The organism is Streptococcus sp. 27098_8_103 (genome assembly GCF_041432345.1).
Classification (GTDB): domain Bacteria; phylum Bacillota; class Bacilli; order Lactobacillales; family Streptococcaceae; genus Streptococcus; species Streptococcus mitis_BV.
Genome location: NZ_JAPVZK010000018.1, coordinates 20,968 through 41,708 on the forward strand (window position 1 = coordinate 20,968; position 20,741 = coordinate 41,708).

Here is a 20,741-nt window from a genome sequence, read left to right on the forward strand (position 1 = left end):
CTAATAGCTATTTCAATTGGTTAGGGTATAGTTTTACCTTATAGCAAATTTCCTACTAAAAGCTCTGGTGATTAGCTAGTAGGTGCATTTTTTCTTGAAAAAAGGTATGATAGTTACATCATGAAAAAGTAGGTTTTAATATGAAAATTATCCTTGTCGGAGGGGGAAAAGTTGGTTTTGCCCTCTGTCGCTCCTTGGTTGCAGAAAAGCATGATGTTTTACTGATTGAGCAAGACGAAGCTGTCCTCAATCATATTGTTAATCGCTTTGATATCATGGGTATCCTTGGTAACGGGGCCGATTTTACCATCCTTGAGCAAGCCAGTGTCCAGGATTGTGATATCTTTATCGCCCTGACTGAATACGATGAAGTGAACATGATTGCAGCCGTTCTAGCCAAAAAAATGGGAGCTAAAGAGACCATCGTTCGGGTGCGGAACCCTGAATATTCTAACTCTTATTTCAAGGAAAAGAATATTCTCGGTTTTTCTCTGATCGTTAATCCTGAGCTCTTGGCGGCCCGTGCTATCGCGAATATCATTGACTTCCCCAACGCCCTCTCTGTCGAACGTTTCTTTGGTGGACGGGTCAGCTTGATGGAATTCACTGTTAAATCCTCCAGTGGTCTTTGCCAAATGCCCATTTCTGATTTTCGGAAAAAATTCGGCAATGTCATTGTCTGTGCGATAGAGAGGGATCATCAAATTATCATTCCAAGTGGCGACATGACTGTACAGGATAAAGATAGAATCTTTGTCACTGGTAACCGTGTTGACATGATGCTCTTCCATAATTATTTCAAGTCTCGTGCCGTGAAGAGTCTTCTTATTGTTGGAGCTGGTAGAATTGCCTATTATCTACTAGGTATCCTCCAAGACAGTCGTATCGATACCAAGGTTATTGAAATCAATCCTGAAATCGCCAGCTTCTTTAGCGAGAAATTCCCAAATCTCTATATCGTTCAAGGAGATGGTACCGCAAAAGATATCCTGCTGGAAGAAAGTGCTCAAAACTATGATGCCGTTGCGACTCTAACAGGAGTCGATGAGGAAAATCTGATTACCTCTATGTTCCTTGACAGGGTAGGTGTACAAAAAAATATCACCAAGGTCAATCGTACCAGTCTCCTCGAGATTATCAATGCGCCTGATTTTTCAAGTATCATCACACCTAAAAGCATCGCTGTAGATACAATCATGCACTTTATTCGTGGTCGTGTTAATGCCCAGTATTCAGACCTTCAAGCCATGCACCATCTAGCCAATGGCCAAATCGAAACCCTGCAATTTCATATCAAGGAAGCTAATAAGATGACTGCCAAACCTCTTTCTCAACTCAAACTGAAAAAAGGGGTTCTTATTGCAGCTATCATTCGAAAAGGCAAGACTATTTTCCCTACTGGGGAGGATATGTTGGAAGTTGGAGACAAGCTCCTAGTAACAACCTTGTTGCCAAACATCACCAAGATTTATGACTTGATCGCGAGGTAAGAAATGAATAAAAGTATGATTCGTTACCTCCTTTCAAAATTACTTTTGATTGAAGCTGTTCTTCTTTTGGTTCCTGTGTCTGTCGCTGTCTATTACCGTGAATCGAGCCAAGTCTTTACGGCCCTCTTTTCAACAATAGGGATTCTCGTATTACTAGGCGGTTCAGGAATTTTACAAAAGCCCAAAAATCAACGGATTTATGCCAAGGAGGGAGTCTTGATTGTTGCCCTCTGTTGGATCCTTTGGTCCTTCTTTGGTGGTCTCCCCTTTGTCTTTGCTAGACAAATTCCCAGCGTTATCGATGCCTTTTTTGAAATCAGTTCTGGCTTTACAACTACTGGAGCAACTATTCTGAACGACGTTTCGGTTCTCAGTCGTTCCCTCCTCTTCTGGCGAAGTTTTACCCACTTGATTGGAGGGATGGGAGTGCTTGTTTTTGCACTTGCTATTATGGACAATGCCAAGAATAGCCACCTAGAAGTGATGAAAGCTGAGGTTCCTGGCCCTGTTTTTGGCAAGGTTGTATCCAAACTCAAAAATACTGCCCAGATTCTCTATCTCCTTTATCTAGCTCTCTTCTCCCTCTTTGTCATCATCTATTATCTGGCTGGCATGCCCCTATTTGATAGTTTTGTCATTGCCATGGGAACAGCAGGTACAGGAGGTTTTACCGTCTATAACGATGGAATCGCCCACTATGGTAGCTCACTGATTACCTATCTGGTTAGTATCGGAGTTTTGGTTTTTGGGGTAAATTTCAATCTCTACTACTACCTCATGCTCCGTCGCGTCAAGGCCTTCTTTGGAGATGAAGAACTCCGAGCTTACTTGGTAATTGTTCTGCTTTCTACAGGCTTGATTAGCCTCAATACTCTCTATCTCTATCCAGGATTTTCAAAGAGTTTTGAAATGGCCTTCTTCCAAGTTTCCAATATCATTACGACGACTGGTTTTGGTTACGGGGATATTACCAACTGGCCCCTCTTCTCCCAGTTTATCCTTCTCTTCCTCATGGGAATCGGTGGTTCTGCTGGTTCAACCGCAGGTGGACTCAAGGTTATTCGAGGCCTCATCCTTTCAAAAATTGCCAAAAACCAAATTTTGTCAATTCTATCGCCCCACCGTGTTTTGACCCTCCATGTTAATAAAACGGTGATTGACAAAGATACCCAGCATAAGATTCTCAAGTACTTTGTCATCTATTCTATGATTTTGCTATCCCTTATCTTTATTGTCAGCCTAGATAGCAATGATTTTCTAGTCGTTACCAGTGCTGTCTTTAGCTGTTTCAATAATATCGGACCTATTCTAGGAACCACTTCTAGTTTCTCAATCTTTAGTCCTATCTCAAAAATTCTCCTCTCCTTTGCAATGATTGCAGGGCGCTTGGAGATTTATCCAATCCTACTTCTCTTTATGAAGAGAACTTGGTCTAAGAGATAAAATATAACCACACCTTGTGTCTTACAAGTGTGGTGTTTTTATTTTCATACTCTTCGAAAATAAAATTCAAACCACGTCAGCTTCGCCTTGCCGTATATATGTGACTGACTTTGTCAGTCTTATCTACAACCTCAAAACAGTGTTTTGAGCAACCTGTGGCTAGCTTCCTAGTTTGCTCTTTGATTTTCATTAAGTATCAAATACCTCCCGCAACTCAACAAGTATCTTTGAATCCCGGTCAGACATTTCAGTACCTGACTTAAGGAATGTAAGAGCCCAAAAACAACCCTCAGTCGACTGACCGAGGGTTCCTTTTCATTATTCAAGAACTTGATTAGCTCAACGCATCCAAGGCATCATCCATTGAAAGAACTTCGTGGAAGACACGTTGTGTCAATTCAGTTTTTTGTTCTGGAGTGAGGTATTTAGTGTTTACACAGTATCCAGAGATACGTACGATAACGTCTTCACCTGACATGATCTTTTCGTAAACATCGTTCAAGTCCATAACGTTCAAGTTAACGTGTTGTCCACCGTTTTCGAAGTAACCATCAAGGATTGTTACCAAGTTATCAACTTGTTCGTCACGAGTCTTACCAAGAGCGCGAGGTGATACTTGTGTAGTCAATGAGATACCATCAGCTGCATAACTAAAGTCAAGGCTAGAAAGTGAGTTCAAGTTTTGCAACCATCCACCTTTAGCTTTGTTAGATGGGTTAGCACCTGGTGAGAAGAATTCAAGTTTAGACAAGTTCACAGAACCATCTTCGTTGAGGTATACACCTTTGTGGACTGGTGAATTACCAGTTTGTTTAGAGTAAGCAACGTTAGATGTGATTGTCAAAAGTGATACAGTAGCTTCTGCGTCTTTGTAAAGTTTGTGGCTACGTAGACGAGTTGTGTAAGCTTCGATCAACCATTCTGCCAATTCGTTTGAACGTGGGTCGTCTTCACCCCAACGTGGGTATTCACCGATTGTTTCGTAATCGTAGATATAACCATTTTCGTCACGGATTGGTTTAACCGTAGCGTATTTGATAGCTGACAATGTATCAACAGTGTTGGCAAATCCACAGATACCGAATCCCATGTTCGCACGTTGTTTAGTTGGCAAGAAGGCCATTTGAACAGCTTCGTAGTTGTACTTATCAGTCATGTAGTGGATGATGTTCAAAGCATCTACGTAAGTGTCAGTCAACCAGTCAAGAGATTTTTCAAAGTTAGCTTTAACTGATTCGAATTCAAGAACTTCGTCACGGATTGGTTCGATGTCAAATACTTTGTAGTCTTTGTGAACATCGTCGTAACCACCGTTCAAACCAGTAAGAAGGGCTTTCAATACGTTTACACGCGCACCGAAGTACTGGATGTTGTGGCGTTGTTCTTCATTTTCTGGGTCAAGTGGAGACACACAGCATGAGATACAGCTCATTTCACCGTATCCGTCTTTGGCCATTGTTGTAACACCTTCGTATTGGATAGAAGAGTGTTTGTGGCTCATATGCATACAGTAGCGACGGAAGTTGTATGGCAATTTGTCAGTCCAAAGAACTGTCAAGTTTGGTTCTGGAGAGTTACCGATATTGTCAAGAGTGTTCAAGAAACGGTAGTCCATCTTAGTAACACGGTGACGACCGTCGTTACCCATACCAGCCATAGAAGTTGTGATGAAAGTTGGGTCACCTGAGTACAATTGGTCATAAGCTTTTGTACGAGCAAATTTAACTGTACGAAGTTTCATAACGAAATCATCAACGAATTCTTGGATTTCTGATTCAGTAAATGTACCACGAGCAAGGTCACGTTCTGCAAAGATGTCCAATACGATTGGCACACGTCCTAGAGATGTAGCAGCACCGTTGATAACACGGCAGACAGACATGAAGGCGATGTTAACCCATTGGATTGCTTCTTTAACGTTCATCGCTGGTTTGCGAACGTCAACTCCGTAAAGGTCACCCAAGCGAACAACTTGTTGCAATGCTTGGTATTGAAGGTTGATTTCTTCACGAAGACGGATTGTTTCTTCATCGATTTCTTCGATTGCATTCCAGTCGTTTACTTTTTCTTGCATCAAGTAGTCTGCACCGTAAAGAGCAAGACGTGCGTAAACACCGATAATACGTCCGCGTGAGTATGCATCTGGAAGACCAGTTACAGTGTGAGCGTGACGAGCGCGACGAATGTTTGAAGTGTAAGCGCGGAAGATACCGTCGTTAACTGTTGTTACGTATTTAGTGAAGATTTCGTGAACAGCTGGGTCTGGTTCGTATCCATTTTCTTTCAAAGTGGTTTCAGCCATACGGATACCACCTTTTGGCATGAAGTTCAATTTGAAGAGTTCGTCATTTTGGATACCAAAGATAACTTCGTTTTCTTTATCGATAAATCCTGCAGGGATATCAGCGATAGAAGTTGGACGAGTGTCCATTGGGAAACGAGTTTCTTCGTAGTGTGCTTTAGTTTCTTCTACAATTTTTTTGATGTGAAGTGAACGTTCTGTTGGTCCTGCGAGGAAGCTTTCGTCTCCATCATAAGGTGTGTAGTTAGCTTGTACGAAGCGTGATACACTTGCTTTTTCTTTCCAATCTACGCCTTTGAAGCCTTCCCAAGCTTTGTCAAAAATATCTTGTGCTTCAACAACTGTCTTAACAACCATGTTAATGTCCTCTTTTTTCTTTCTAGTAACAACCATCTGTTACATTCATGAGACAAGTATACCACACAGTAACCGATTTCAACAAGTGGAAAAACCCTATTTTTACACTTTCTTTTCTAAAACAGTCTATATTTTTCCCTAAACTGTATTATATTTTTGAAAAAATAAAGTCCTTTTTTCTTTTTTTCAGAAAAAAAGGTATAATAAAAGAAAATAAGCAGTAAAAAGGTGCTAGGCATGTTGATTTTTCCCTTATTAAATGATTTGTCAAGAAAAATCATCCATATTGACATGGATGCCTTTTTTGCTGCGGTAGAAATCAGGGATAATCCTAAGCTCAGAGGAAAACCTGTCATTATCGGAAACGACCCTCGGCAAACAGGTGGGCGGGGAGTCGTTTCTACCTGTAGCTATGAGGCGCGAGCTTTTGGTGTCCATTCAGCCATGAGCTCTAAGGAAGCTTATGAGCGCTGCCCCCAGGCTGTCTTTATCTCAGGGAATTATGAGAAATACAAATCTGTGGGACTCCAAATTCGAACTATCTTTAAGCGCTATACAGATTTGATTGAACCTATGAGTATTGACGAAGCCTATTTGGATGTAACAGAAAATAAACTCGGCATCAAGTCAGCCGTCAAAATTGCTCGCCTCATTCAAAAAGATATCTGGCAAGAACTCCATCTAACTGCTTCTGCTGGCGTTTCTTACAACAAATTCTTAGCTAAAATGGCCAGTGATTATCAAAAGCCACATGGTCTGACAGTGATTTTACCTGAGCAGGCTGAGAGCTTTCTCAAACAAATGGATATTTCCAAGTTTCATGGAGTAGGAAAGAAGACAGTAGAACGTCTTCATCAAATGGGGATTTTTACTGGCGCTGATCTACTTGAAGTTCCTGAGGTGACCCTAATAGACCGCTTTGGCAGACTGGGCTATGACCTTTATCGAAAGGCTCGTGGCATTCACAATTCCCCAGTCAAATCCAATCGTATCCGTAAATCAATCGGGAAGGAGAAAACCTATGGGAAGATTCTACGTGCTGAGGAAGACATCAAAAAAGAGCTGACTCTCCTATCAGAAAGAGTCGCTCTCAATCTCAGTCAACAAGAAAAAGCTGGAAAAATTGTCATTTTGAAAATCCGCTACGAGAACTTTTCAACTCTTACTAAACGAAAAAGTCTTTCTCAAAAAACACAGGATGCTAGTCAGATAAGCCAAATAGCCCTGCAACTCTATGAAGAATTAAGCGAGAAAGAAAGAGGTGTCCGCCTGCTGGGGATTACCCTGACTGGATTTTAAAACCTTGAAGAGTCTGAACCCTTCAAGGTTTTTCTTATACAAATAAACGCACAAAACTATAGAGCAACAAGACACTACCGAGTACGATACGGTATTTACCAAAAAGGGTAAAGTCGTGTTTTTTTACATAGCTTGTCAAGAAGCGAATAGCCACCATGCTAACTGCAAAAGCTACTCCCATAGCGACCAAGAGCAAAAACAATTGCCCAAAACTCAAGAGCTGTCCTGCTTTTATAAATTTAAAAATCTTTAAGGCACTGGCTCCAAACATAACAGGAATTCCAAGATAGAAGGTAAATTCTGTCACAACAGAACGACTAGTTCCATTCAACAAACCACCGACAATCGTTGCTCCAGAACGGCTTGTCCCTGGTAAAAGGGCAAGAACTTGGAAGAGTCCGATATAGAAAGCTGTCGTATAAGGAAGCTTGTCCAACTCTGTCACACTTGGCTCTATAGCACGCGCTTTATTGCGCTTTTCCAAATAGATAAAGGCAATCCCATAGATAATCAACATGAGAGCAACTGAAACCATATTATGGAAGTGAGTATCAAACCAATCATCAAATTTAAAGACGGCAAGTAAAGGCAAAGTGGCAACCAAGACCTTCAACCACAGTCTCCAAGTCTTACGAACTTCCTGCTTGTCTTTACCCGGTTTAAAGGGATTGAGCTTATTAAAGTAAATCACCATAACCGCCAAAATCGCACCAAGCTGAATCACGACATTAAACATGGACATAAAGACTTCATTTTGATTTTGGTATTGGATAAATTCCTCTGCTAAAATCAAGTGACCTGTACTTGAAATCGGCAGCCATTCCGTAATTCCTTCAACAATCCCAAAGAAGATAGATTTTAAAATTTCAATAAGATACATAGATTACTCCTTTTTCTATCTTCCATTATAGCATATTTTTTCAGCCAGTGATAGCTCTCTTTAAAAGGCGCCGATACTGCCACCGCCTCCGCCTCCAGAGAAGCCTCCGCCAGAACTTCCACTTCCAGAAGATACGGAGTAGGTACTTGCTGTATTTGCGACACTGGCATAATGGCTCATTTGCGCGCTTGAATGATAAAACATACTATGCCAACCATAAGCTACATATAGATTGATATCTGGATTTTCCACTTGGATATGATGAACCTTCATCAAATGGCTGACCTTGTCCGCATAGCCAAATAAGGTTGCATAGACCAAGAGGCGATTCCAGACCACAATACTTTCCAATTCAGCCTGATCCAATCGTGCAATCTCACGCAACATATTTTCAAAACTGGTCCAGAGATAGTATACTTCTTCTCCTGCTTCATTTAGGACACCATCACGATTATCTAATCGAAGCTTCCAATAATAGAAAACAGCCAAAACCAAACCTAGAAAACCAAGTATTGGCAAGGGGATGTAAAGATATCCATAAACATCCAAACTGTACAAGAACAAACCAAATCCGATAAATAGGGACAAGATAGTCAAGACACCCATACCTACTTGCAAGGCCTTTTCCCCACCAGTTAAAAGACGATAATAATCTGGAAGTCCCCAGAAGATAACCCGATTTCTCACTCCTTCTTGCATCTCTTTCAATACTTCTTCAAAAGAAGATTTGAGCTGACGCCCCTTTGCTTGAATCCGTTTTTCATCAGAAACTTTTGCTCTACGATAAAGACTATCAGATACCTTGTAATCCGCAAACAAATTGGAAAGAGTTTCTTCTTTTTTGCCTGAAAAAGCTAGATTTAGACAGTCTTTCTCAAAACTGGACAAACCGTCTTCTTTTACCAGTCTCAAGCCAACTGCATCTCCCTCTGAAATAATAGAGACATTTCCACGGTCAATCACATCTAACAAGGTAGCTTGAATAAGTTGGTCAAAGGTGAATTTGCCAGCTCCTTTGGTTAGAGGACTCACTTCATCCAAGGAAGTCGAGTAGACAGCCTCTGATAAAACCATAGGTTCTAATTCCATTGGTGGTTCATAGAGACGATGATTTTTGGCATATTTAACCGAAGGAGTGGTCTTTCTTCTATAGATGAAATAGAAGCAGACGCTCAATAACAGAGAGATGGAAAGTATGGAAGGAAACACCCAAGTAACGAGTTGTTTACTCTGATCTTTTTCTTTAAAAATCGAGTCTTCTATCTTATTAAACTCTTCTAAACGATTCCCTTTCAATCCCTGATCCCTAGCGCTAGCAAAATCGGTCCGAGGCCAATAGGCATGTAACTCAACTCCACGTTTAGCCGGAAGATTGTCTAAACGGATAGTATAATCAAGGTTACTCTTTTCAACCGTTCCCTCTCTAAAAAGTTTCCCTGTATGGAAAAAGAGTTTTTCAGCTCCCTTATCTCCCCTTACATGAAATTCAAACTTTCCAATAGCTCCTGAACTATCTGTCAGAGGTTGCCAATTTAATTCAGCGATGTCATCATAAAGGAAAAGTAAATTCTTTAAGTTCCAAACGAGGTCAACTTCAACTGTGTCGCCATCTTGACCTGGATTATAAACTTTAACAGTATAACCATCTGCCCCTTCTATCACTTCGCTAGTAACATCTGTCAGTTCAGCACCGTTTTTCGCGACCTGAACCTTTGGATGAGGGTCAATGTCAAATCCGCTAGGCATCTTGCCAGCCCGTCCAAGTCCCACAATTTGACCTTTAAAGTCCTCCTCAAACTGGTAAACTATCTTCTGTCTAAATTCTGCCGTATTGTCTGCATGAATATACAAATCTCCTTGATAAGAGTTTATCTTGAAATCAATGGCAAAAACAGAAAGTGGAAGAAGGCAAAACAAGCCTAACACCAGTAAGAAAAAAGTTTTTTTCATCAACTAAGCCCCCTTTTTATCTTTGCTATCATTATATCATTTTTTCACAAGTAAGGGCTTACCTATATTGAAAAATAGAGTTTTTTTCGATAAAATAGGAGACAGTTATTTTTTAATAGATTAGAAATAGGAGAAATCATGAGAAAAATATACTTATCTATTTTCACAAGTCTCTTGCTGATGCTGGGACTTGTCAATGTTGCCCAAGCCGATGAATATTTACGCATCGGGATGGAAGCAGCATATGCTCCCTTTAACTGGACTCAGGATGATGATAGCAATGGAGCTGTCAAAATCGATGGAACTAACCAGTACGCTAATGGATACGATGTTCAAATCGCCAAGAAAATCGCTAAGGACTTAGGTAAAGAACCTTTAGTTGTTAAAACCAAGTGGGAAGGTCTAGTCCCTGCCCTTACTTCTGGTAAGATTGACATGATTATCGCAGGTATGAGTCCAACTGCCGAACGAAAACAAGAAATTGCCTTTTCAAGCAGTTACTACACTAGCGAACCAGTTTTGCTTGTCAAAAAAGATTCTGCCTACGCAAGTGCTAAATCTTTGGATGACTTTAACAGTGCGAAAATCACTTCTCAACAAGGTGTCTACCTTTATGACTTGATTGCACAAATCCCAGGTGCTAAAAAAGAAACAGCCATGGGAGACTTCGCTCAAATGCGCCAAGCTCTTGAGGCCGGTGTCATCGATGCTTATGTTTCTGAACGCCCAGAAGCTCTGACTGCCGAAGCTGCTAACTCTAAGTTTAAAATGGTTCAAGTAGAACCAGGTTTCAAAACTGGGGAAGAAGATACGGCTATTGCCATTGGACTTCGTAAAGATGACAATCGTATTAGTCAAATCAATACCAGCATTGAAACCATTTCAAAAGACGACCAAGTTGCCTTGATGGATCGTATGATCAAAGAGCAACCTGCCGAAGCTACAACAACTGAAGAGACTAGCAGTAGTTTCTTTAGCCAAGTCGCTAAAATTCTTTCTGAAAACTGGCAACAACTCTTGCGTGGTGCTGGTATCACTCTTTTAATCTCTATCGTCGGAACCATCATAGGTCTCATTATCGGTCTTGCCATCGGTGTTTTCCGTACTGCTCCTCTCTCTGAAAACAAAGCCATTTACGGCCTACAAAAACTAGTCGGCTGGATTCTCAATGTCTACATTGAAATTTTCCGTGGTACACCAATGATTGTTCAATCGATGGTTATCTACTATGGAACTGCCCAAGCTTTCGGGATCAACCTTGACCGCACACTAGCTGCTATCTTCATCGTTTCGATCAACACCGGTGCCTACATGACCGAAATCGTTCGTGGTGGTATCCTAGCAGTTGACAAGGGACAATTTGAAGCCGCAACTGCACTCGGTATGACTCATAACCAAACCATGCGTAAGATTGTCCTACCTCAGGTAGTCCGTAACATCCTACCAGCAACTGGTAATGAATTTGTCATCAATATCAAAGATACATCTGTATTGAACGTTATCTCTGTTGTCGAACTTTATTTCTCAGGAAATACCGTGGCAACACAAACCTATCAATACTTCCAGACATTTACAATCATCGCCGTGATTTACTTTGTCCTCACCTTCACCGTAACACGTATCCTACGCTTCGTCGAACGCCGCATGGACATGGATACCTATACTACAGGTGCTAACCAAATGCAAACGGAGGATTTGAAATAATGACACAAGCAATCCTTGAAATTAAACACCTCAAAAAATCCTATGGACAAAACGAAGTGCTAAAAGACATTTCACTGACTGTCCGCAAGGGAGAGGTAATCTCTATCATCGGAAGCTCTGGAAGCGGAAAATCAACCTTCCTACGCTCCATTAACCTCCTTGAAACGCCAACTGATGGACAAATCCTTTATCATGGACAAAACGTCCTCGAAAAAGGCTATGACCTCACGCAATACCGTGAAAAGTTGGGGATGGTGTTCCAATCCTTTAACCTCTTTGAAAATCTCAACGTTCTTGAAAACACAATTGTCGCTCAGACAACTGTCCTTAAACGCGAACGTACAGAAGCTGAAAATATTGCCAAAGAAAACCTGGAAAAGGTCGGCATGGGAGAACGCTACTGGCAAGCGAAACCAAAACAACTCTCAGGTGGTCAAAAACAACGTGTGGCCATCGCTCGTGCCCTCTCCATGAATCCGGATGCTATTCTCTTTGATGAACCAACATCAGCTCTCGATCCAGAAATGGTTGGAGAAGTCCTCAAAATCATGCAGGACCTGGCTCAAGAAGGCTTGACTATGATTGTCGTAACTCACGAAATGGAATTCGCCCGTGATGTCTCTCATCGTGTTATCTTTATGGATAAGGGTGTGATTGCTGAAGAAGGCAAACCAGAAGACCTCTTCACTAATCCTAAAGAAGACCGTACAAAAGAATTCCTTCAACGCTATCTCAAATAAAAAGAAAAGGCTGCATCAACCGTGCAGTCTTTTTACTAGCCAAAAAATGAAAAGGCAGACCCTATTCAAGAATCCGCCATCATCCAAAGATTAATCTTCAAATTTTTCATGATTTTTTTCATAGAAATCAATTAAACCTAGAGCTGTTTCAAATGAAATATTTTTTACTTTTGCACGACCCTGCGCTAGAGCAATGATAGACATTTCACGCGCATTCGTTTCTTTAGAGATACGGTAGCCTGTGATCTTCTTATCACGAACCCAGCCAACAACTGATTCTACTTTTTCAAAGTTTGACTTAGCCATGTCCTTCTCCTATTTTCTTCTTTACGATATTTAATTGTATACGTTTTTATGTGTTTTGTCAATAAAAAAACATATATTCAATAAAATTAATGATTTATTTTTCTGTTACTATCTTATTAAAGCCGATAATATATAGGTTTTTACTTGCTATAAACCATTAGTAAATACCTTTAAAATAATTGTATTATTAACTCTTTTGTTTGTAAAAATATTCATAATTTACAAATGCCAGTTCGGGATAGGTTAGACAGGTTTTATCTTCAACTTTATTCTATTTATCCAACTTTAAAACAATATTTCTAATAGTGAAAGACTTTCTCTCCACACTATTACTAATTATTATTTCTCTTCTCCTTCTTTGGTATTCTTCCTGCCTTTATAAGCACTTTTCACTTGATCAACTGGTACTATTTATTTACTTTATCAATATTCCTTTTTATTTCTTCAAACCTATAAAAAGATGAGTCGTTAGGAGACAATAGTATCCTATCTTCTAACATTTTCCACTGTTTTTATCTTCTTAGTATCTTATCACTCTTCTCAGTTAACTCAGTATAAGGTTTCTCATTAGTATTGATTATTTTTTCTAATTCCTATTATATTTAACCAAATTTCAGATTAGACATATATAAAATAGTGGATTCTAAAAATACGCCTTATATATAACAAGTAAATTTACTCCCTTACTATAAACTGAATCAAAAAATAATAGGTACTATAATGACTTGTGATAGAAATAGCGTAATCGATTTCCTAAGTCCATAGGAATCGCCCCCTTTCTTCACCCTCATTATAGCACCTATACATCAGTTGTGCAAATAATATGATATTTTTTTATTAGTCCTCAGACAAGCATATTATAGAGCGTTTCATTACCATTTAAGTTAATATAAGATGGATCAAAACCTTCCATTCGACGAATCAAGCCTGCATAATCATGCTTATCTGCCAAGGCAATCCCAATTAATACTGGTCCTGTTCCCTTGCTAGCTCGCTTAATATACTCAAAACGTGTGATATCATCATTTGGCCCCAAGATATCATTTACAAACTCACGCAAGGCCCCTGGACGCTGTGGAAAATTAACCACAAAGTAATGCTTGATCCCATCATAAATCAAGGCGCGCTCTTCCATTTCTGGCATACGGTTGATATCATTATTTCCTCCAGAAATGATACAACAAATGGTTTTCCCCTTGATATATTCAGCTAAAACCTCTAGAGAGGCGATACTAGCTGCTCCAGCAGGCTCTGCGACTATCCCTTGCTTAGAATAAAGGTCAATCAAGGTTTCAGAAATCAATCCCTCATCGACACCTACCAAAGTTTGAACATGTTGACGAGTTGCTTCATAGGTCAATTGACCTACCTTTTGTACAGCAATCCCATCCGCAAATTTGTCAATTTCTTTGAGTTTAACAGGTCCACCAGCTTCAAAGGCGGCCTTCATGGAACGTGCCCCATTAGCCTCTACTCCGATAACTTCAATTTCTGGACTTGTTTCCTTGATATAGGTAGAAACCCCAGCAATGAGACCACCACCTCCAACAGGAACTAAGACAGCATCAAAATCAATCGATTCTTTTCGAGCTTCTTCTAAAATCTCATAAGCAACTGTTCCTTGACCTGCCTGAACATGGGCATCATCAAAAGGATCAATAAAAGTACGATTTTCAGAAACTGTAAATTCTTGAGCTGCTTTGGCTGAGGCATCAAAAGTATCTCCAACTAATTTAATAGTCACGAAGTCCCCACCAAAAAAGCGAACTTGTCCAATTTTTTGTTGCGGAGTTGTAATTGGCATAAAAATAGTAGCAGGAATTTTCATCTCATTACAAGTATAGGCAACTCCCTGCGCATGATTCCCCGCAGAAGCACAGACTACCCCACGCTCACGCTCTTCCTTGCTGAGCTGCGAAATGGCATAATAGGCACCACGGATCTTAAAAGAACGAACACGTTGAGCATTTTCCTTTTTCAAATAAATCTTAGCACCATACTTCTCCGATAAATAATGGTCATAATCCAGTGGTGTATTAACGACCACACCATTCAAGACCTTATGAGCCTTGATTATATCTTTTGAACTTAACATCATTTTCTCCTAGACTATTTCATACTTATCTCAATCCATCCTTTTAAAAAGAGATGAATTGATTATAAAAGCGAGTTAGTCCCCCAACTCGCCTTCACCTTAATTTCTATCAATTAGTTATAGATTTTAAATGCATCATCGTCGTTTTTACCAACGAATGGCATTGCTTTACGCAATTCTGCACCAACTTTTTCAATTTCAAGGTTAGCTGCTTGTTCACGGTAAGCAGTCAATTTTGGACGTCCAGCTTTATAGTCATTTACAAAGTCATTTGCAAATTTACCATTTTGGATGTCTGCCAAAACAGCTTTCATGTTTTCTTTAACTTGCTCAGTAATTACACGTGGACCTGATACATAGTCACCGTACTCAGCAGTGTTTGAAATTGATTGACGCATTTTCTTGAAGCCACCTTCGTAGATCAAGTCGACGATCAATTTCATTTCGTGAAGAACTTCAAAGTAAGCCAATTCTGGAGCGTAACCTGCTTCTGTCAAGACTTCGAAACCTGCTTCGATAAGGGCAGTCAAACCACCACAAAGTACAGCTTGTTCACCAAACAAATCTTCTTCAGTTTCTTCTTTGTAAGTTGTTTCAAGAAGACCTACACGAGCTGCTCCAACACCTTTACACCAGTCCATAGCAATGTTTTTAGCATTTCCTGTTGCATCTTGATATACTGCGTAAAGAGCTGGAACACCAAATCCTTCTTCATAAGTACGACGTACCAAGTGTCCTGGTCCTTTAGGAGCACACATAAAGACATCTACATCCGCAGGAACTTTGATAAACTCAAAGTGGATATTGAAACCATGAGCAAATCCAACTGCATTTCCAGCTTCCAAGTTTGGAGCGATTTCTGCTTCGTACAATTCTTGTTGGATTTCGTCTGGTGCCAAAATCATGATAACGTCAGCCAATTTAGTTGCTTCTGCTACTGTGTAAGTGTCAAATCCATCTTCTTTTGCTTTGTCAAAAGATTTACCTGGACGTACACCGATGATGACATCACGACCTGAGTCACGCAAGTTTTGAGCATGCGCATGTCCTTGTGAACCATAACCGATAACGGCGATTTTTTTACCGTCAAGTGCTGCTACTTTAACATCTTTTTCATATTCCATTTGAACTGCCATAGTTTTTCTCTCTTTTCTATTATTTATTGCCTTTTAGGCTGGTTTAACAAATTTAAAATATTTTTATACTCAATGAAAATCAAAGAGCAAATTAGGAAGCTAGCCGCAGGCTGTACTTGAGTACGGCAAGGCAAAGCTGACGTGATTTGAAGAGATTTTCGAAGAGTATTAATCGCGGGTAAATCCAGTTGCACCAGTTCGAGCAATATTACGAATACCGTACGGTCGAATGACTCGCAATAGAGCTTCACTCTTTTCAGCATTTCCAGTCATTTGAATGGTAATCGAGCTTGGCGCTACGTCTACCACTGTTGCACGGAAAGGTTGAATAATTGCTAGAATCTCAGCTCGCTTCTCAGCTGGCGCTGACATCTTAACCAAAATCACCTCGCGCTCCAAATGAGGCTTGTCTGTGATATCACGAATGCGAATCACATCAATCTGACGATTGAGTTGCTTGATAATTTGCTCCACTTCATCATGTGAAGCTACATCAATAATAATGGTGATCCGCGATACATTCGGATCTTCTGTTGCTCCAACAGAGATGCTTTCGATATTAACCTGACGACGAGACAGGACACCGGTAAAGCGATTGAGGACTCCTGAACGATTTTGTAGTTTTGCTGTTAACATTCTACGCATGGAACTTCACCCCCAACATCTCATGATTACTCTTACCAGCTGGTACCATTGGTAACACCTGTTCCTTACGAGAAATATCTACCTCGATTAGCATAGGAACATTCTCAGTGATGACTTCAAGGTCTTGAGCCAAGGTCTCAGGATTGTCAAACTTATAGTTTTTAATGCCATAAGCTTGTGCCATCAATTGGAAATCAGGAAGGGTATCAAAGACTGACTCTGACGTTCTACCTTCATAGAAGGATTCCTGCCATTGGCGAACCATTCCAAGTGAGTGGTTGTTCAGCATAACCACCTTGATTGGCACCTTGTAAATGTTCAAAATAGCCAATTCCTGGTTAGTCATTTGGAAACCGCCATCCCCAACAAACAAGACTACTTCCTTATCTGGGTTAGCAATTTTAGCTCCAATTGCTGCTGGAATTCCAAATCCCATGGTTCCCAAACCACCTGAAGTCACTAACTGACGTTCATTTTGGTAGGGATAATACTGGGCTGTCCACATTTGGTGTTGACCAACGTCTGTTACCACAATGGCATCTCCATTCGTCAATTCACCAATTCGTTCAATAACAGCTTGCGGCTGAACCACACGCTCTTTCTTATCATAAGAACGAACGCGGTTCTTGTCTTTGGTAACTTTTTCAATCCATTTCTCAGTATTGTTATGAACGGTTGGTTCCGCCAACAACATTTGCAAGGCTTTCTTAGCATCTCCAACTACAGGAATATCTGCACTGATAATCTTGCCAATCTCGGCTGGGTCAATATCAATGTGGGCAACCTTAGCATTCTTAGCGAAGGTCTTAGGATTCCCCGTCAAGCGATCATCGAAACGACAACCAATACTAATCATAAAGTCCGCTTCCGTCATGGCAATATTAGCTGCGAATGACCCGTGCATGCCTCCCATTCCAAGGAAGAGTGGATGACTCGTTGCAATCGTTCCTTGTCCCAAAAGACTGGTTACCACCGGAATTTGATAGCGTTCTGCAAATTCATTTAATTCTGCAGCTGCTTCAGCATAACTAATCCCCCCACCAGCTAACAAGACTGGTTTTTTAGCCTTGGACAATTGCTTCAAAATTTTCTTGATTTGCATATCATTCGGCTCAAGAGTCGGTTGATAACTTGGTAGGTTCACTTCTGGTGAATAGATGAAGTCGGTTTCTAAAGCAGATACGTCTTTAGGTAGGTCAATTACGACCGGCCCTGGTCGACCTGTTGTTGCGATATGAACAGCTTCTGTAATGATACGAGGAATATCTGCCGTCTCACGAACTTGGTAATTGTACTTAGTGATTGGCATGGTAATTCCCACGATGTCTGCCTCCTGAAAGGCATCCTTCCCAATACCTGCTCGCGCCACCTGACCTGTAAAGACCAAAAGGGGAACGCTATCGCTCATGGCATCTGCAATCCCTGTAATGGCATTTGTTGCTCCCGGTCCGCTAGTGACGACGGCAACACCCAACTTTCCAGTTGATTTGGCATAACCTTCAGCTTCATGCAGACAACCTTGCTCATGGCGTCCTAGAATGTGGCGAATGCCTTTAAAATTATATATCGCATCATAAAAAGGCAAGACCGCACCACCAGGATAACCAAAGATGGTATCAATTCCTAAATCACGAAGTGTTTCCAAAACTAGGTCCGACCCCGTCTTAGGAGATTCTAAACTGATTTTCTCCATTGTTCCCCTTTCTCTTCTCTTAAAAATAACTTGTTACTATCATACCATTTTTTCAAAATTTTTCAAGAGAAAAGAAGAAATTTTCTGAATTTTCTATTTTAACGTTTATTTATGAATGTTATTTTTGTTTTTATTAAAAAGATACCGATTTCATTTACTAAAAAAGAAAAAAGAACTGATTTCTCAGTTCTTCATTAATCTTATTCTACACTAAATAGATATGGGTAAACAGGTTGTTGGCCTTGGTGGATTTCGACTTCAACATCTTCGAATTCTTCTGCGATTTCTTGAGCAATTTCATTGGCAAGTTCTTCACTTCCGTCTTCACCGACATAGAAGGTTACGATTTCACTATCTTCATCCAACATATGTTTCAAGGTTTCTGTCAAGGTTTGGTGCATATCAGGGTTTGACACGAGGATTTTCCCATCAACCATACCAAGATTATCGTTTTCATGGATTTCTAAACCATCGATTGTTGTATCACGAACAGCTGTTGTGACGCTTCCACTAACAACATCGCTAAGAGCAGCAGTCATACGCTCTTGGTTTTCTTCGATGGACTTGCTTGGGTCAAAGGCAAGAAGACTTGTCAAACCTTGAGGAAGAGTACGGGCTTCTACCACTACTGCTGGTTGCTCCAAAACTTCTGCTGCAGATTGAGCTGCCATGAAGATGTTTTTGTTGTTTGGCAGGAAGATGATGTTACGAGCGTTGACCTGTTCAACAGCCTTGATAAAGTCTTCTGTTGAAGGGTTCATGGTTTGACCGCCTTCGATAACATAATCCACACCTTGAGAACGGAAGATATCTGCTAGACCTTTACCAGCCACCACAGCAATCAAAGCATACTCTTTTTCTTCAGCTGGTTTGCTAACTTGAGCAGCTTCTTTCTCAACCTGCGCTTCGTGTTGGTTACGCATATTGTCAACTTTTACCTTGACCAAGCTACCATATTTGAGACCTTCTTGCATAACAAGTCCTGGATCTTCTGTATGGACATGAACTTTGACGATTTCATCATCGTTAACAACGAGGAGAGAATCCCCAAGTTCATTCAAGTAGTTACGGAACTCGTCATAGTCAAAATCTTTAGCATAGGTTGGACCTTGCTTAAGAGCTACCATGATTTCAGTACAATAACCAAAGGTAATGTCCTCAGTCGCTACATGACCAGCTACAGACTTATGATGTTCAGCATTGATCATTTCACTCATGTTGGCTGGAGTCGCTACAAAATCCTCAGATGCAATATATTCGCCAGTAAGGGCTGAAAGGAAACCTTCGTAGATGAAGACCAGTCCTTGACCACCTGAGTCTACAACACCAACCTCTTTCAATACTGGAAGCATGTCTGGCGTTTTAGCTAGAGCTGTTTTAGCACCTTCCAAGGCTGCGCGCATGACTTCAACAGCGTCATCTGTTTGTTCAGCTTTTTTCTTAGCACCGATAGCAGCACCACGAGAAACTGTCAAAATCGTTCCTTCAACTGGTTTCATTACGGCCTTGTAGGCAACTTCCACACCTGATTGGAAGGCAAGGGCTAAGTCTTGACCTGTTAACTCGTCTTTATCCTTGATGGCTTGTGAAAATCCACGGAAAAGCTGAGACGTAATAACTCCTGAGTTCCCACGCGCACCCATCAAAAGCCCTTTAGCAAGAATACTCGCTACCTCTCCAACTGTAGAAGCTGGCTTGTCTGCAACTTCCTTAGCACCATTTTCAATGGTCATTCCCATATTTGTACCAGTATCTCCATCTGGAACTGGGAAGACGTTTAATGAATTGACATATTCAGCTTGCTTATTCAAGCGAGTTGATGCAGCCTGCACCATTTCTTGAAATAAGCTAGTAGTAATTTTTGACACGGTTATTCTCCTACAACTTTGATATTTTGAATGTAGACATTTACAGTCTGAGCAGTAATTCCAAGCTGGTTTTCCAAGCTAAAACGAACACGCTCTTGAATGTTTTTTGACACTTCGCTAATCTTTGTTCCGTAACTCAACACGGTATATACATCAACTGCAATACTACCATCTTCGGCCGCCTTTACGACGACACCTTTAGAATAATTTTCCTTACCTAGAAGGGCTTGGAAATTATCTTTGAGGGCATTTTTACTAGCCATACCGACCACACCAAAAATCTCAGTTGCTGCTCCACCTACTACGGTTGCAATCACTTCATCTGTTAGTTCGATTTGACCATCTTTTGTATTAATTTTTACAGTCATCCTTTTTACCTCAACTAGTTGATACTCTATTTTATCATATTTCAGCCCAAGTGTAAAAGCAGAATACTGTATCAGCGGATATTTACTCCGTTTTTCAAATGATTTTATACCCACAACAAAAGAAAAAAGACCCTAAGGTCTCCTTACTTTTATTATTAAACGCGTTCAACTTTACCTGATTTCAAAGCACGAGCTGAAGCCCAAACTTTTTTAGGTTTACCATCGATAAGAACAGTAACTTTTTGAAGGTTTGGTTTTACGGCACGTTTTGTTTGGTTCATCGCGTGTGAACGGTTGTTTCCTGATACAGTCTTACGACCTGTAAAGTAACATACTTTAGCCATTGTGTTTTCCTCCTATTAGATCTAATATAGCGGATGTGCTAGCACCACATACTGTACTATGTTATCACACTTTCTTCATTTTTGCAAGGGAATTGGAAGATTTTTTTATTTAACGTAGACA

The 20,741-nt window shown here is 40.5% G+C and carries 16 protein-coding genes; 5 read left to right on the forward strand and 11 right to left on the reverse strand.

The genetic code is table 11. The features are described from left to right. Positions 1-140: 140 nt before the first annotated feature. Positions 141-1,490, forward strand: coding sequence for a Trk system potassium transporter TrkA (gene trkA / locus O3599_RS06630; protein WP_084861970.1), 1,350 nt, complete (start codon positions 141-143; stop codon positions 1,488-1,490). A 3-nt stretch (positions 1,491-1,493) separates the two neighbouring features. Continuing rightward, positions 1,494-2,933, forward strand: a complete 1,440-nt coding sequence (locus O3599_RS06635) for a TrkH family potassium uptake protein (protein WP_084927908.1) — start codon at positions 1,494-1,496, stop codon at positions 2,931-2,933. A 334-nt stretch (positions 2,934-3,267) separates the two neighbouring features. On the opposite strand, the gene pflB is transcribed toward O3599_RS06635, so the two are convergent. Beyond that, entirely contained in the window at positions 3,268-5,592 is a 2,325-nt protein-coding gene (gene pflB / locus O3599_RS06640) for a formate C-acetyltransferase (protein WP_000260631.1), read from the reverse strand. A gap of 237 nt (positions 5,593-5,829) precedes the next feature. Here pflB and dinB point away from each other — a divergent pair, with 237 nt between their 5' ends. Continuing rightward, complete coding sequence (gene dinB, locus O3599_RS06645) at positions 5,830-6,891, forward strand: DNA polymerase IV (RefSeq protein WP_247939590.1); 1,062 nt, start codon at positions 5,830-5,832, stop codon at positions 6,889-6,891. Positions 6,892-6,925: 34 nt separating this feature from the next. Here dinB and O3599_RS06650 read toward each other — a convergent pair whose 3' ends face one another. Beyond that, positions 6,926-7,771, reverse strand: a complete 846-nt coding sequence (locus O3599_RS06650) for an undecaprenyl-diphosphate phosphatase (protein ID WP_000280785.1) — start codon at positions 7,769-7,771, stop codon at positions 6,926-6,928. 60 nt (positions 7,772-7,831) lie between these two features. After that, entirely contained in the window at positions 7,832-9,721 is a 1,890-nt protein-coding gene (locus O3599_RS06655) for a DUF2207 domain-containing protein (RefSeq protein WP_247939589.1), read from the reverse strand. Between the two features lie 138 nt (positions 9,722-9,859). Between O3599_RS06655 and O3599_RS06660 the strand changes: the two genes are divergently transcribed. Together O3599_RS06660 and O3599_RS06665 are read left to right on the forward strand one after the other, a co-directional pair. Then, entirely contained in the window at positions 9,860-11,425 is a 1,566-nt protein-coding gene (locus O3599_RS06660; RefSeq protein ID WP_223339984.1) for an ABC transporter substrate-binding protein/permease, read from the forward strand. Then, a complete protein-coding gene (locus O3599_RS06665) occupies positions 11,425-12,165 on the forward strand; it encodes an amino acid ABC transporter ATP-binding protein (RefSeq protein WP_247939588.1) in 741 nt (246 codons plus the stop codon). The genes O3599_RS06660 and O3599_RS06665 overlap by 1 nt, the downstream gene beginning before the upstream one ends. Positions 12,166-12,255: 90 nt before the next feature. Here O3599_RS06665 and O3599_RS06670 read toward each other — a convergent pair whose 3' ends face one another. From O3599_RS06670 to rpmB, 8 genes are all read right to left on the reverse strand, one after another. Then, positions 12,256-12,471 (reverse strand): hypothetical protein, encoded by a 216-nt coding sequence (locus O3599_RS06670; protein ID WP_001130036.1) that lies wholly within the window; start codon positions 12,469-12,471, stop codon positions 12,256-12,258. A gap of 844 nt (positions 12,472-13,315) precedes the next feature. Further along, positions 13,316-14,566 carry a threonine ammonia-lyase IlvA gene (gene ilvA / locus O3599_RS06675; protein WP_000952976.1) on the reverse strand — a complete coding sequence of 417 codons (1,251 nt, stop codon included), beginning with the start codon at positions 14,564-14,566 and terminating at the stop codon, positions 13,316-13,318. A gap of 113 nt (positions 14,567-14,679) precedes the next feature. Further along, a complete protein-coding gene (ilvC, locus tag O3599_RS06680; RefSeq protein ID WP_000290683.1) occupies positions 14,680-15,702 on the reverse strand; it encodes a ketol-acid reductoisomerase in 1,023 nt (340 codons plus the stop codon). Between the two features lie 168 nt (positions 15,703-15,870). Next, positions 15,871-16,347 (reverse strand): acetolactate synthase small subunit, encoded by a 477-nt coding sequence (gene ilvN / locus O3599_RS06685; RefSeq protein ID WP_001253803.1) that lies wholly within the window; start codon positions 16,345-16,347, stop codon positions 15,871-15,873. Further along, positions 16,340-18,040: an acetolactate synthase large subunit gene (locus O3599_RS06690; protein ID WP_033682350.1), complete on the reverse strand. Its 1,701-nt coding sequence runs from the start codon at positions 18,038-18,040 to the stop codon at positions 16,340-16,342. The genes ilvN and O3599_RS06690 overlap by 8 nt, the downstream gene beginning before the upstream one ends. Before the next feature lie 200 nt (positions 18,041-18,240). Next, the gene (locus O3599_RS06695; protein WP_000036655.1) at positions 18,241-19,908 is read right to left on the reverse strand and encodes a DAK2 domain-containing protein; all 1,668 of its coding nucleotides are present in this window, start codon (positions 19,906-19,908) and stop codon (positions 18,241-18,243) included. A 2-nt stretch (positions 19,909-19,910) separates the two neighbouring features. Further along, entirely contained in the window at positions 19,911-20,276 is a 366-nt protein-coding gene (locus O3599_RS06700) for an Asp23/Gls24 family envelope stress response protein (protein ID WP_000216437.1), read from the reverse strand. 155 nt (positions 20,277-20,431) lie between these two features. Continuing rightward, positions 20,432-20,620 carry a 50S ribosomal protein L28 gene (gene rpmB, locus O3599_RS06705; RefSeq protein ID WP_001140948.1) on the reverse strand — a complete coding sequence of 63 codons (189 nt, stop codon included), beginning with the start codon at positions 20,618-20,620 and terminating at the stop codon, positions 20,432-20,434. Between the last annotated feature and the right edge of the window lie 121 nt (positions 20,621-20,741).

What these genes read in the sequence shown, in the direction of transcription:
- dinB (WP_247939590.1), top strand. Translation starts at nt 5,830, where the DNA reads ATGTTGATTTTTCCCTTATTAAATGATTTGTCAAGAAAAATCATCCAT.
- trkA (WP_084861970.1), top strand. Translation starts at nt 141, where the DNA reads ATGAAAATTATCCTTGTCGGAGGGGGAAAAGTTGGTTTTGCCCTCTGT.
- O3599_RS06635 (WP_084927908.1), top strand. Translation starts at nt 1,494, where the DNA reads ATGAATAAAAGTATGATTCGTTACCTCCTTTCAAAATTACTTTTGATT.
- O3599_RS06670 (WP_001130036.1), bottom strand. Translation starts at nt 12,471, where the DNA reads ATGGCTAAGTCAAACTTTGAAAAAGTAGAATCAGTTGTTGGCTGGGTT.
- O3599_RS06655 (WP_247939589.1), bottom strand. Translation starts at nt 9,721, where the DNA reads ATGAAAAAAACTTTTTTCTTACTGGTGTTAGGCTTGTTTTGCCTTCTT.
- O3599_RS06650 (WP_000280785.1), bottom strand. Translation starts at nt 7,771, where the DNA reads ATGTATCTTATTGAAATTTTAAAATCTATCTTCTTTGGGATTGTTGAA.
- O3599_RS06690 (WP_033682350.1), bottom strand. Translation starts at nt 18,040, where the DNA reads ATGGAGAAAATCAGTTTAGAATCTCCTAAGACGGGGTCGGACCTAGTT.
- O3599_RS06660 (WP_223339984.1), top strand. Translation starts at nt 9,860, where the DNA reads ATGAGAAAAATATACTTATCTATTTTCACAAGTCTCTTGCTGATGCTG.
- pflB (WP_000260631.1), bottom strand. Translation starts at nt 5,592, where the DNA reads ATGGTTGTTAAGACAGTTGTTGAAGCACAAGATATTTTTGACAAAGCT.
- O3599_RS06700 (WP_000216437.1), bottom strand. Translation starts at nt 20,276, where the DNA reads ATGACTGTAAAAATTAATACAAAAGATGGTCAAATCGAACTAACAGAT.
- O3599_RS06665 (WP_247939588.1), top strand. Translation starts at nt 11,425, where the DNA reads ATGACACAAGCAATCCTTGAAATTAAACACCTCAAAAAATCCTATGGA.
- ilvN (WP_001253803.1), bottom strand. Translation starts at nt 16,347, where the DNA reads ATGCGTAGAATGTTAACAGCAAAACTACAAAATCGTTCAGGAGTCCTC.
- rpmB (WP_001140948.1), bottom strand. Translation starts at nt 20,620, where the DNA reads ATGGCTAAAGTATGTTACTTTACAGGTCGTAAGACTGTATCAGGAAAC.
- ilvA (WP_000952976.1), bottom strand. Translation starts at nt 14,566, where the DNA reads ATGTTAAGTTCAAAAGATATAATCAAGGCTCATAAGGTCTTGAATGGT.
- ilvC (WP_000290683.1), bottom strand. Translation starts at nt 15,702, where the DNA reads ATGGCAGTTCAAATGGAATATGAAAAAGATGTTAAAGTAGCAGCACTT.